The 12782-nt window shown below is 46.1% G+C and carries 9 protein-coding genes; 3 read left to right on the top strand and 6 right to left on the bottom strand.

Annotation, left to right across the window (positions count from 1 at the left end):
- The first annotated feature begins 486 nt into the window (after window positions 1–486).
- Complete coding sequence (locus P2A85_RS10315; RefSeq protein WP_377479379.1) at window positions 487–3987, top strand: response regulator; 3501 nt, start codon at window positions 487–489, stop codon at window positions 3985–3987.
- Window positions 3988–4034: 47 nt separating this feature from the next.
- On the opposite strand, the gene P2A85_RS10320 is transcribed toward P2A85_RS10315, so the two are convergent.
- Window positions 4035–5312, bottom strand: coding sequence for an aminotransferase class I/II-fold pyridoxal phosphate-dependent enzyme (locus tag P2A85_RS10320; protein WP_377479382.1), 1278 nt, complete (start codon window positions 5310–5312; stop codon window positions 4035–4037).
- 80 nt (window positions 5313–5392) lie between these two features.
- On the opposite strand from P2A85_RS10320, the gene P2A85_RS10325 reads away from it, so the two are divergent.
- Both P2A85_RS10325 and P2A85_RS10330 read left to right on the top strand, forming a co-directional pair.
- A complete protein-coding gene (locus P2A85_RS10325) occupies window positions 5393–6214 on the top strand; it encodes an acyl-CoA desaturase (RefSeq protein ID WP_377479385.1) in 822 nt (273 codons plus the stop codon).
- Window positions 6215–6437: 223 nt separating this feature from the next.
- Window positions 6438–7253: an acyl-CoA desaturase gene (locus P2A85_RS10330; protein WP_377479388.1), complete on the top strand. Its 816-nt coding sequence runs from the start codon at window positions 6438–6440 to the stop codon at window positions 7251–7253.
- 116 nt (window positions 7254–7369) lie between these two features.
- Here P2A85_RS10330 and P2A85_RS10335 read toward each other — a convergent pair whose 3' ends face one another.
- From P2A85_RS10335 to P2A85_RS10355, 5 genes are all read right to left on the bottom strand, one after another.
- Complete coding sequence (locus tag P2A85_RS10335; RefSeq protein ID WP_377479391.1) at window positions 7370–8218, bottom strand: ABC transporter permease; 849 nt, start codon at window positions 8216–8218, stop codon at window positions 7370–7372.
- Window positions 8219–8345: 127 nt separating this feature from the next.
- Entirely contained in the window at window positions 8346–9257 is a 912-nt protein-coding gene (locus tag P2A85_RS10340; RefSeq protein ID WP_377481419.1) for an ABC transporter permease, read from the bottom strand.
- Window positions 9258–9433: 176 nt separating this feature from the next.
- Entirely contained in the window at window positions 9434–10564 is a 1131-nt protein-coding gene (locus P2A85_RS10345; protein WP_377479393.1) for a PotD/PotF family extracellular solute-binding protein, read from the bottom strand.
- A gap of 228 nt (window positions 10565–10792) precedes the next feature.
- Window positions 10793–11923 (bottom strand): ABC transporter ATP-binding protein, encoded by a 1131-nt coding sequence (locus tag P2A85_RS10350; protein ID WP_377479396.1) that lies wholly within the window; start codon window positions 11921–11923, stop codon window positions 10793–10795.
- A gap of 170 nt (window positions 11924–12093) precedes the next feature.
- Complete coding sequence (locus P2A85_RS10355) at window positions 12094–12735, bottom strand: DUF4340 domain-containing protein (protein ID WP_377479400.1); 642 nt, start codon at window positions 12733–12735, stop codon at window positions 12094–12096.
- Window positions 12736–12782 lie beyond the last annotated feature (47 nt).

Raw genomic sequence — 12782 nt, forward strand, 5'->3', positions numbered from 1 at the left:
CCGATTTTGACGAAGAGTAAATTCATCAGGAAAATTAACGGCTGGTTAAATAAGTTACATAGTTAACTGGGTGAGGGTGTTTCGAGAAGGGTTCAAGGCGTCTGGGTTAGATAAAGTGGGATTTCCTCCTCCCTAAAGTTCGGACTCTGAGCTCAATTGCGGATTTCAAAGAGTCTATATCGTAAAATAAGGCGTCAATAGTCGCAAAAATAGGCACTGAACTTAGGGTCATCAACCGGGTTTCTCTGAAAAATCACAGTTTCTCAACGAGATATCTAGCAAAAAAGTGGGTTTTGGCCATCTATGGCTGAGGTGAGTTTAAAAAATTTTAACTAAAACGGGACTGGTGCAAATAATTAATCGCAAATACTGGAAACACATTCACAAAAGGACGGCTATAGCTATGTTGCAGAGATCCCGCCTCCCTATGACTCCCACCACCAAGCACAGCACAGCTATGTGGTTGAGCAATCAGGGGGAAGACAAATGAATTCCGTAGCAAATTCTAAGGTCAAAATTCTGATCGTTGATGACGAACCAGACAATATTGAGTTGCTGTACCGCACCTTCTATCGAGATTATAAAGTGCTGAGTGCAAAATCAGGTCCTGACGCCCTCGAAATCTTGAGAAGGGAAAAAGAAGTGGCCGTGATTATCTCGGATCAGCGGATGCCAAAAATGAGCGGGACTGAGTTTCTCCGCTTGACTGCTGTCGAGTATCCCGACGTGATCAGAATTATTTTAACTGGCTATACGGATGTTGAAGATTTAGTTGAAGCTATTAATGCGGGCAAAGTATTCAAATACGTTACTAAGCCTTGGGATTCCGATGACCTCAAGGTTTTGGTCAGTCAAGCTGTGGATACTCACCATGTCCTGAAAAATCGCACTAATGAACTGCGACGGGCACTACAGCAAGAATCACTGCTTTATGCTGTTACCAATAGTATTCGATCGGCTCTCAATTACCAGCAAATGCTGCAAAGAATTGTGGAAACCGTAGGCGAAATGTTTCAGGTGAGTTGCTGCTTGTTACGTCCCTTCCAAGACGGTAGAGTGGCTGATGAATGGTTCGTTTATCCACACCAGGAAACTCAAGATTTGCCATCATCGGAGGCTGTCGCCATACCCCTAGATGCCCCGGATGCTAGACTTTCTGTGGACTTGCTACCGCTGTTGGTGTGGGAAACTACCGAAGTAGTGGTGATTCAAGATGCTCAAACAGACGATCGCATTTTACAAACAGGAAATGACCAGCGACGACTTGCTTACCAAGCAGCCAACATCCGATCGAGCTTAATCGTACCTCTGTTCTACCAAAACGAACTCATGGCAGTTTTAGCGCTGCACTCCTTCGAGCAGCCCCGCCCGTGGGAAGAACACGAGATCAACTTAGTCAATACAGTAGCAGACCAAGCAGCCTTGGCCCTTTCTCAAGCCCGTGCTTACGAACAAGTGCGGGCGCTAGCAAAACGCGAAGCCCTAGTCAATACTATTACCACGGCAATTCGATCGAGCCTGGACCCCCAAAACATTTTTTCAGCCATTACCCAACAACTAGGGCAAGCTCTGCAAGTAGACGGCTGCGTGCTATCCCTGTGGACAGAAGACGACGAATACGTTCAATGCGTGGGGCTTTATGACTCAAATCAGAATTTTGTAGCCACCCAAGAGGACTTGATCGCTCCTAATTTACTCCCCAACGACATGATTAGGGATAGAGGCCGCGCCTGGATATTTCCCCATTCTTCCTTACCCCAGTCTTTAGTGCCGATTCGAGGGAATCCGGTTTTGCAAAGCATTACGATCTCGAAAGCACCGGTGGCGATTTCCGACCTCAACGAACGTCCCGATCTGAATGTTACAGAACTACAACTGCGATCGCCAGCCCGCGCCCTTCTGGTAGTCCCCTTGCTTTCCGATGGTAAAATCATCGGTAGCATCTCCCTACGACAAAACAACAACACCAGGCGCTGGCTAGCCTCAGACATTGACCTGGCTCAAATAGTAGCAACTCAGGCCGCTCTAGCCGTACAGCAGTCGCGCCTCTACCAAACTACCAGACAGCAAGCCGAACGTCTCCTAGAAGCCGATCGACTCAAAACCGAGTTTTTCCAAAATATCTCTCACGAATTCCGTACACCTCTAACCCTCACCATTGGTCCCCTGGAATCAGTTTGCAGTCGCCAAGAAGACTTACCCTACGAACAAGCAGCCATTGCACTTCGCAATTCCCGTCGCCTGTTGCGCTTAGTAAATCAACTACTAGATTTGCAGCGACTGGATGCTGGACGAATGCAGCCGAGTTTTCGCCCCTGCGACTTAGTAGGTTTCTGTTACTCTACCGCCGAATCATTTCGCCCCTATTGCGAGAAAAAAAACATCAACTTAATTACTCAATTACAAGAATGTCCGTTGCTCTATTTAGATATTGAAAGATTTGATAAAGTTATTTATAACCTGCTATCAAATGCTGTCAAATTTACCCCTGAAGGTGGAAGTATAACCCTGACAGTTGCATCGGCAGGTTCTCACTGTTTGTTGCAAGTAAAAGATACCGGGATCGGCATTCGCAACGAACAAATTCCCTATTTATTCGAGCGTTTTCGTCAGGCAGAAGGTTCCGCCAACCGTTCTTATGAAGGCAGTGGCTTAGGCTTGGCATTGGTCAAAGAATTAGTGGAGCTGCACGGTGGTCAAATCTCAGTAGAATCTGTTTACGGTGAAGGCTCTACTTTTACAGTTTGGCTCCACTTCGGTTCCACCCATTTGCCCCTAGAACAAGTGCTGGAAATACCTACAGAATTTCACTCATCAAAAGCAATGGTGGAATTGGCAGATGTAGAAGGTGATTTGTCTGATGCTGAAATCGGCAACGAGAATTTGGAAACCCTCCAATCCGTAAGCTCAGAAACAGCAGTTGGCACAGTTTTGGTGGTTGATGATAATCCGGATTTACGCTTTTATGTATCTGGAATTTTGCGAGATTCAGGCTTTTCTGTTTTGCTTGCCCGCAACGGTGAGGAGGGATTTGCCGTAGCCAAAAAACGTCGTCCTGATTTGATTGTCACAGATTTGATGATGCCCTTAGTGTCGGGCTTAGATTTGATTCGGATGATTAGAGAAGATCGAGATTTGAAAGGGACTCCTGCTATTTTACTCACGGCTAAAGCCGATGAAGACACTCGAATTGAAGGGGTTGAAAGAGGGGCAGATGCTTATTTGTCGAAGCCTTTTAACGACAGGGAATTATTGGCAGAAGTGCGAAATTTGCTGGCTCTCAAGGAGAACGAACGCCGTGTCCAGCAGTTGAATACCTATTTAACTGAGTCGGTACTGCGCCGCTTTTTGCCGCCGGCAATGGTGAAAGCGGCTGCGGCGGGAGATTTGGCGCTGAATTTGCGCCCGGAGCCCCGATTAATCACGATTTTATTTAGCGATATTGTGGGTTTTACAGCTCTTTCTAATACATTGCGATCGCGCCGAGTAGCCGAGTTGTTGAATCAATATTTAGCCGCCATGACTAGAGCGATTTTTGACAGTGGTGGTACGGTAGATAAGTTTGTGGGAGATGCGGTAATGGCAATATTTGGAGCGCCGGAAGAATTGAACCCTAATGAGCAAGTGCGGCGTGCTGTGGAGGCTGCCAGGAAAATGTTGCGAGCTCTTAATGAGCTTAACCAAAGTTGGATTGAACAGGGTATTGTTGGGGAGAATGGGGTGCCACCTGTGCGTTTTCGCTGTGGAATTCATCAGGGTACTGCGGTGGTGGGGATGTTTGGTTGCGAGGAGCGATCGGACTATACCGCGATCGGACCGAGTGTGAATATTGCCGCTAGACTGCAAGAAGCTGCCGAACCCAATAGTGTGTTAATTTCGGCAGCCGTTGCAGATTATGTTGAGGAGGATAGAATTATTAAATATAAGCCACTGCAATTGAAGGGAATTGATGAAACGGTGTTGACTTTTTTACTCAAGTGTGATTGAGTTGGGCCGCAACCCAAATAATTTCCGATGGGCAACGGCGACGCCAGTTAACAGTCAACTACCCGGTTTGTTGAGTATTTATGGGAGATAGGCTCGGAGGCAGGCCCGACAGCATCGATCGCAGCCTCAAGAGCGATCGATACATGAGTCCAATGAGTCCCCCCTTGACAAAAAGCTATATAGGGTTCCCGCAGTGGCCCATCAGCCGAAAACTCCGACGTACTCCCATCAATAAAAGTACCCCCAGCCATCACCAACTTACTTTCATAGCCGTGCATGGGAGCAGGCACCGGATCTAAATAGGAACCAACGGGGGAATTTTGTTGAACAGCCCGACAAAAAGCAATTAACTTATCAGCACAACCAAATTCGATCGCCTGAATCACATCTCGTCTTTTGGCCAAAGGAATCGGATTCACCCGATAACCCAACTTATAAAAAACATAAGCCGTCAAATGATTTCCCTTGATCGCCTCACCCACCAACCCAGGCGCTAAAAACAAACCCTGAAACAGCAAGCGATTTAAATCAAAAGTTGCACCGCCACTACTGCCAATTCCAGGGGCCGTCAAGCGACAAGTTGCAGCCTCCACCAAATCAGCCCTCCCCGCCACGTAACCGCCAGCAGGGACGATCGTACCCCCCGGATTTTTAATCAAAGAACCAGCCATCAGATCCGCACCAACAGCAGTCGGTTCACAATCCTCAACAAATTCTCCGTAACAATTATCAACAAAGCAAATTGTGTTAGGATTCTGATGTTTGACTATGGCGACGATTTTTTGAATCTCAGAAATAGACAGACTAGACCGCCAAGAATAACCGCAAGAGCGCTGGATAAAAACCAGGCGAGTTTTTGCTGAAATAGCACAGCTCAGTGCCTGCCAATCCACACTTCCTTCGCGAGTTAGAGGCAACTCACGGTAAAGGATGCCAAACTCAATCAGTGAACCTTGACCTTGCCCCCGCAGGCCGATGACTTCTTCTAAAGTATCGTAGGGAGACCCAGCCACTGCCAACATTTCGTCACCAGGACGCAGGATGCCAAACAGAGCACAGGCGATCGCGTGAGTACCCGAAACAAACTGTACTCGCACTGCGGCCGCTTCTGCACCAACTACTTCCGCAAACACGCCGTCCAAGGTCTCCCGACCCAAATCGTCGTGACCGTAACCCGTAACTCCTGCAAAATGGTGGACTCCAACCCGGTGGCCCCGAAAAGCTTTTAAGACTCGTTGAAGATTTTGCTTGACTGTCGCGTCAATACCAGAAAAAATCTGAAGGAGTCCCTGTTCTGCTTCCTGTAGCCGTGAAACGCTATTCATCTATACCTCGCTCACCATTTGTGTGCGCGCAGCTCGTTATCGCGTAGATGCGGCCCTTAGTTTGTAAACATAATATATTCATGACGATTGCAACTTCCAAAAAAACTTCTCCTGATTGGCCTGTCATAGGCTTTATGGCCTTTTTACACATCGGCGCTTTATTTGCTTTGCTGCCGAGTAATTTTAGCTGGTCTGCGATCGGGCTAGCAGTATTCCTCCATTGGGTAACAGGTGGTTTAGGAATTACTCTCGGATTCCACCGTCTGGTGACTCACCGCAGTTTTCAAACACCCAAATGGCTAGAATATTTCCTAGTAATTTGCGGTACTCTTTCCTGCGAAGGGGGCCCGATCGACTGGGTAGGAATGCACCGGTTACACCACATACATTCTGACACTGAAACAGATCCCCACGATTCCAATCAAGGCTTCTGGTGGAGCCACATGGGCTGGATGCTCTCGGATCTGCCCATCAGAGTTGAAATCCCGCGCTTTACAAAAGACATTGGCGACGATCCAGTATACAAGTTTCTGCAAGCATATTTTATCCCCATCCAAATAGTCTTCGGTGTCTTGCTCTATTTATTAGGCGGCTGGTCCTTCGTGGTTTGGGGCGTGTTTATGCGGATTGTAGTGGTGTTCCACTGCACTTGGCTGGTGAACAGTGCTACCCACAAATTTGGGTATCGCACCTACGAGTCTGGCGATCGCTCCACCAACTGCTGGTGGGTTGCCGTCCTGACTTATGGCGAAGGCTGGCACAATAACCACCACGCCTTTCAATACTCGGCTCGCCACGGTCTTCAATGGTGGGAAATCGACTTAACCTGGATGACAATTCAACTGCTGCAAACACTGGGTTTGGCAACCAAAGTCAAATTAGCAGATGTCGCAGAAAAGTAACTGGCGATCGTAGATAACAGGTTATTAGTCATTAGTTGCAGACTGAGGGCTAATAACCAATTTTTTATCAAATACCAATTACCTGATTTAACAGAGAAAAGCTATATAGCTTTTCAGGTATAGCATTTCATAATTCATGTTTGATTAGCTTGGGTTTATTTACCTTTATCTAACCTAGTTTATCTGAATTTTACTCCATTTAAAACCTCTAATCTGAAACCGAATGACAATCGCAACGCAAGACAAACTCCAATACAATTGGACACACATTATTGCTTTAGCCGGAGTTCACATCGGCGCTTTGTTTGCCCTCCTTCCTGCTAACTTCAACTGGACAGCAGTGGGTTTAACAGTATTTATGCACTGGATAACCGGTGGCTTAGGAATCACCCTCGGATGGCACCGCCTGCTGACTCACCGCAGCTTTCAGACACCCAAATTTGTAGAATATTTTCTAGCTTTTTGCGGTGCTCTAGCTTGTCAAGGAGGAATCATTCATTGGGTTGGCTTGCACCGCTTGCACCACACCCACTCCGACCAAAATAATCTCGACCCTCATAATGCTCAGCAAGGTTTTTGGTGGAGTCATCTAGGTTGGATGTTTTATAAAGGTCCCGCCCACGATGAAATTCCCCGCTGCACCAAAGACATTGCTAGCGACCCATTTTATCAGTTTTTACAAAACTACTTTTTGCCAATTCAAATCGCCTTTGGGGTCTTACTTTACTTAGCAGCAGGCTGGCCTTTTGTAGTTTGGGTAATATTTGTGCGCTTAGTTTTCGTGTATCACTGCACATGGTTTGTCAACAGCGCTACTCACAAATTTGGCTACCGCACCTACGAAACCAAAGATAGTTCTACTAACTGTTGGTGGGTTGCTGTCCTGACTTATGGCGAAGGCTGGCACAATAACCACCATGCTTATCAATATTCTGCTCGTCACGGGATGGAATGGTGGGAAATTGACTTTACTTGGATGACAATTCAATTGCTGGAAGCGCTAGGTTTGGCAAGTAAGGTGAAATTACCAGCAAAATAGCGAATGGGTAATTGGGCATAGGGCATAGGGCATAGGGCATTGGTTGCTGGTTACTTGTTATCGGTTCTTCGTATACCCTCACCAATAACAAATAACCAATGACTAATGACTAATGACTAATTAGCCCGTTTTTGGTCGCTGCGGCCGCGCAAATACTCCGCAGCAAACGCCAATCCTCCCGAACCTACCATTAACAGCACGCTCAGAGCATTAATATCAGGTTTCACCCCTGTCCGAATGCGGCTAAAAATTTCCATCGGCAAAGTTGTAGTCCCGCTACCTGCGGTAAAACTCGCAATCAAAAAATCGTCCATACTGAGGACAAAAGCCAGCAAACAACCAGAGACAATCCCAGGTAATAATTGAGGTAGCAAAACCTGAATAAAAGCCTCAACTGGTGTGGCACCTAAATCTAAAGCAGCTTCTTCTAAAGATGGGTTGAGGTCTGCTAATCTCGTAGAAACAGCTAGGGCAATATAAGCCAAACAAAACACAATGTGAGCCGCTACAATTGTCCACAAACTGAGCGGAATCGCCAGGGCTGCTAAAAATACCAGAGTCGCAACTGCACTGGCAATATCTGGAATAATAATCGGCAAATACGCAACTCCCTGGTACAAACTCTTGCCTGGGAATCGGTATCGGGACAAACCCACGGCCATTAAAGTACCGAGTACGGCGGAGATGGCAACTGCACAAACAGCCACTGTTAAACTATTTCTCAGGGCCACCAAAATGCGGGTATCGCTAAATAATTTAACATACCAATCTAATGTAAATCCTTCCCAACCAGCGCTAAAACGCGATTTATTAAAGCTGTAAAATGTCAGTACCAAGATGGGTAGGTACATATAGAAAAACATCAAAACGGCAAAGACAACCTGCCAAGAAATCTTAAATTTAGGTTTTAAGTACAACATATCGGTGGGTATTTCCTCCTGTGGATTGTCGGTAATATTTTCCATATCTTGGTAATGGGGAATTGGTTATTGGTAATTGGTAATCGGTTATTGGTTATTTGTTGTTTGTCACTAGCTACCAATAACTAATAACCAATAACTAATGACCAATGACTACTGACTAATGACTTCTTTAAACTGCATTACGATCGCCATATTTGAGCAAAAGGGCAATTCCAATACTCACTGCAAAAATTAATACCATACTCAGAGCCGATCCCAGCCCCCAATTTTGAGTTGCTCCCAAAAATTGATTGTAAATTAAACGAGCCGCCGTCATGCTGGAAGCACCGCCCAGCAACTCAGGATCGACAAAATCGCCCAAACAACTAATAAATACTAGCAAAGAACCTGCTGCAATTCCCGGCATCGTCTGCGGTACTGTCACTTGCCAGAAAGTTTCTACTGGATTCGCCCCCAAATCCTGAGATGCTTCTAGCAATCTACGGTCTAATTTTTCCAAAGAAGCGTAGAGAATTGTCACAATATAAGGCAAATAACTATAAGCCATGCCGATTAGAACGGCGGAACTTTGATTTAGCAATTCTAGAGGAGGAATGCCTACAAGTGCCAAGACGGAGTTGAGAACCCCCGTAGGACGTAGAATTGTAATCCACGCATACGATCGCAAAAGCGAAGAAGTCCACAGCGGCAAAACAAATCCCAACAAAGTTAAATTCCGCCACTTGGGCGAGACATTGAGGGCTATCCAGTAAGCCACGGGAAATCCCAGCACCAAACATAGTATAGTAGTCCCAGTTGCGAAAAAGACCGATCGCCCAATCACCTGCAAATTCAGAGGCTCAAACACTCGCAGATAATTGCCAATTCCCGAAGGAATCACCAAATCTCCAGGCTTAATATTCGGCACCAAACTCAGTTGGAAAATGACTATAGTTGGTACGACTAATAATAGAGCTAGCCACAAGCCAGAAGGGCCGAGTAATGCCAGTGGTCCTACCCAGGATGACCACCGGGAGATAGTTTCAGCCTTCGATGGAGTATGGGGAGGAATTGGAGGGGGAGCTTTGGTGGAAACAGTCATAAATAATAATTTTGAGTTGGGATTTTTGATTGCTGATTTTTGATTAGTAGGGGCGGGCAGGATAAATGCAGCCGTTGGGTTCACCAACAATATTCGCATCAAATAAACAATCTCATAAACCCGCCCCCACGAGACGATGGATCGAAATGTACATGAAATTTATGGGGAAAATAAGGTTAACCGCTGGTTAATTTAGTCCAGTAGCGATCGTAGACATCTATAAATTTTCCTACGGGAGCTACACCTTCGCAATTTTTCAAAGTAGCCTCGGAAGGGAACAGAATTTTGTTGTCCCTAACTTCCGGTGTCAGCAAACTAAAAGCATCTTCCGAAGGAGTTGAAAAGCTGAGTCGTTCTACTAAAGAAGCAGCGACATCCGCTTGCAGCATAAAGTTTATCCATTTATAAGCTGCTTCGGGATTGGGAGCATTTTTAGGAATTACTAAAGTGTCAGTCCACAGAGAAGAACCGCTTTTTGGCACAACATAGCGCAATTTGTCGTTATCTGGAATTACCTCATTAGCATCAGAAGAGTAACACATGGCTACCTTCAAATCCCCCGTTAGTATTTGTGGCCGCCAAGCATCAGTAGTAAAAGATGCGATCGACGGTTTTAACTCTACCAACTTTTCGTAAGCTTGTTTCACCTGCTCTGGGTTCGTAGAATTGAGAGAATAGCCCAGCATCCGCAGGGCAGCACCCATCACTTCTCGAACATCATTAGCCAGAGTCATTCGCCTTGTCAACTCCTGTTTGTGTTTCCACAAATAGTCCCAATCTTCGGGAGGTTCTTTGAGCTGTTCGCTGTTGTAAATTAAGCCTGTGGTTCCCCAACTCAAAGGTACACTGTAGCGATTTCCTGGGTCATAGACAGGGTTTTGGAATTGTTTTTTGAGGCGATCGATCCCTCCCAAATTTGAGTGGTCTAATTGGCTCAACAGCCCCAGTTCCTTCATCTGAATCACCATGTAGTCAGATGGGTAAATGATGCTGTAGGCGCGGCCACCACCGGCTTGAACTCTAGCTACCATCGACTCATTGGAGTCAAATACGTCTGCGATGACGCGGATGCCAGTTTTTTCGGCAAAGCGATCGAGTAGAGCTTTGTCTGTATAGCCAGCCCAAGTATAAATGAACAACTGGTCGGCATTACCTTTAATGGGAGGGGCAGATTGTACGTCTGCAAGCCGCCAGCCGCAACTCGAAAGGGCTAAGCCGGAGATTGTCGCCGCCGAATTTTTGAGGAACTGACGGCGTGTAGAATTAGCCCTGGAAATCTGGGAAATTGGTAGATTAGTGGGAGGCACAGATTCAAAGATTGGTTATTTGTTATTGGCGTCGCCCTGAGCGTAGTCGTTGGGCTCAGGATAAACGCAGTCGTTGGGCTCAGGATAAACGCAGTCGTTGGGTCGAAGGGTTATTTGTTATTAGTTACTTGTTGTTATGGGAACTAACAACTGACAACTAACAACTGACAACTAACAACTGACAACTAACAACTGACAACTAACAACTGACAACTAACAACTGACTAATTATTTCCTATCACTTAAAGCGAGACAATCAGTAGTTCCCCAATAAGCGTAAATCGGCGTGTGCGGGTCTGGGAAAGAGCCACCGGTATTCGGTTGCCGCACCGTCATTTTATCGCCTGTGGTCAACTCCACCACGTAATGAACGTGAGTGCCCATGTACATGATATTTTTGAGCCGCCCTTCAAAACAGTTGACCGACACTTCCGGCTGGTAAAGATTCAAATATACTTTTTCTGGCCGGACACTGACTACTACAGAGTCGTCTGTTCCTCCACTCCACATATCGGATTGCTGGACGACTATTTTTAGTCCGGCGGGAGTGCGAACGGTGAGAGTCGATCGGTCCATGGACTCCACTTTACCAGCAAACAAATTGGTATCGCCAATAAAATCTGCCACAAAAGCCGTCTGCGGACACTCATAAATTTCTTCAGGAGAGCCAATTTGCTCTATTCGGCCTTCATTCATCACCGCAATGCGGTCAGAAAGACTCATGGCTTCTTCTTGGTCGTGAGTCACCATCACAAAAGTCAGCCCCAATTCTTGATGCAAGTTTGAGAGCTCCAACTGCATCTGCTTGCGCAACTTCAAATCCAGAGCACCGAGGGGTTCATCTAGCAGTAGTACCGCTGGTCGATTCACCAGAGCTCTGGCCAAAGCCACCCGCTGTTGCTGACCGCCGGACATTTGGCCGGGAAACCGATTGGCGAAGGATTCCATTTTCACCAATTGCAAAGCTTCCCGTACCCGTTCTTCAATTTCCGCTTTCCCCAGTTTTTTAATCCGCAATCCAAAAGCGATGTTGTCCCAAACATTCATGTGACCAAACAAAGCATAGCTTTGAAACACAGTATTGACCGGACGGCGGTAGGCTGGAGTGTTGGTCATGGACTGACCACGAATCATCAATTCGCCCGCCGAGGGAGTCTCGAAGCCAGCGATTAACCGCAGCGTGGTAGTCTTGCCGCAGCCACTAGGCCCCAGAATGCTAAAAAATTCTCCTTGATGGATTTCTATGTCAACCCCGCGGACTGCGGTTTCGCCATTGAATACCTTAAAGACCTTGCGGAGTTCAACGTCAAGCGCTGTATCCGTTGCTGTAGTACCTTGGTTGAGTGCTGTCTGAAACATATTCGCCCGTTCCTGGGGGTAATGCACGCTATCTTAATACAGTTTAAACTTAAACTTTTTTGTATTTTAGGCGAGGAATGCTTGATTTACTCGTTTTTGGGATGTTAAAGGCTCAAAAGCAGTTTTTTGGTAAAAAAAACCGATTTCTGCGTCCAGGACTATAATTAGTCTTATTTGGGCTCGATGTCTTTGTTGTCTGGACTCGGACTTACAGTAGGTTTTGGTTGTTTGTCTGTTTTGGGTTCTGGTGTTTTTTTCCATTCTGACAAAGGTCGCACAGTGGCATTTTTAAAGTCGAAAGGTACTAGAATTACGGGCAAATTCTGAGATGGGGATTCGGTCGGGTTGGCTTGAGCATATAAGAAGCGGCCGCTAAAGTCTGTTTTCCCTAAAACTAGGCGGTGAGTTTCCTGGTTATCTAGTTTTACTGTGACTGTAGCTTGGGGTTGATCGAGGCCGAATTCTGGCAGTTGAGCGGGGGTGATACTAATTGTACGATCGCTCTTTCCTGTGCCCAACCTGTCTAATAAAAAATCTACTGATGCCTGATTGGCGTGTGCTTGCATGGGCACTTTCATTTCCCAACTTGACTTACCTCCTTTTACAGCATAAACTCGCTCAAAAGTCAATATGTTTTCGGCGGTTTTTATTGTAAAGAATTGTATGCGATCGGACTTAAAAGCAAAAATTCTCTGTTTTTCATCCTTAGCAGCCTCTTGCTTGGGAGCTACTTGTATCTCGAACAACAAAACCAAGCCTGTTAAGCTCAGTGCGACCGCTATCAATACTAATGTATTCTTCTGCAATTTCATAGTCACTGGGAATTGGGAATGGGGAATTGGGAATTTTGGAGGCTGTT

Origin of the sequence: Microcoleus anatoxicus, from assembly GCF_042465725.1 — a bacterium.
GTDB classification, from domain to species: Bacteria; Cyanobacteriota; Cyanobacteriia; order Cyanobacteriales; family Microcoleaceae; genus Microcoleus; species Microcoleus anatoxicus.

Excerpts from the sequence above, each read along its gene's own strand:
- P2A85_RS10335 (WP_377479391.1), bottom strand. The coding sequence starts at position 8,218 with ATGGAAAATATTACCGACAATCCACAGGAGGAAATACCCACCGATATG.
- P2A85_RS10315 (WP_377479379.1), top strand. The coding sequence starts at position 487 with ATGAATTCCGTAGCAAATTCTAAGGTCAAAATTCTGATCGTTGATGAC.
- P2A85_RS10330 (WP_377479388.1), top strand. The coding sequence starts at position 6,438 with ATGACAATCGCAACGCAAGACAAACTCCAATACAATTGGACACACATT.
- P2A85_RS10325 (WP_377479385.1), top strand. The coding sequence starts at position 5,393 with ATGACGATTGCAACTTCCAAAAAAACTTCTCCTGATTGGCCTGTCATA.
- P2A85_RS10340 (WP_377481419.1), bottom strand. The coding sequence starts at position 9,257 with ATGACTGTTTCCACCAAAGCTCCCCCTCCAATTCCTCCCCATACTCCA.
- P2A85_RS10350 (WP_377479396.1), bottom strand. The coding sequence starts at position 11,923 with ATGTTTCAGACAGCACTCAACCAAGGTACTACAGCAACGGATACAGCG.
- P2A85_RS10355 (WP_377479400.1), bottom strand. The coding sequence starts at position 12,735 with ATGAAATTGCAGAAGAATACATTAGTATTGATAGCGGTCGCACTGAGC.
- P2A85_RS10320 (WP_377479382.1), bottom strand. The coding sequence starts at position 5,312 with ATGAATAGCGTTTCACGGCTACAGGAAGCAGAACAGGGACTCCTTCAG.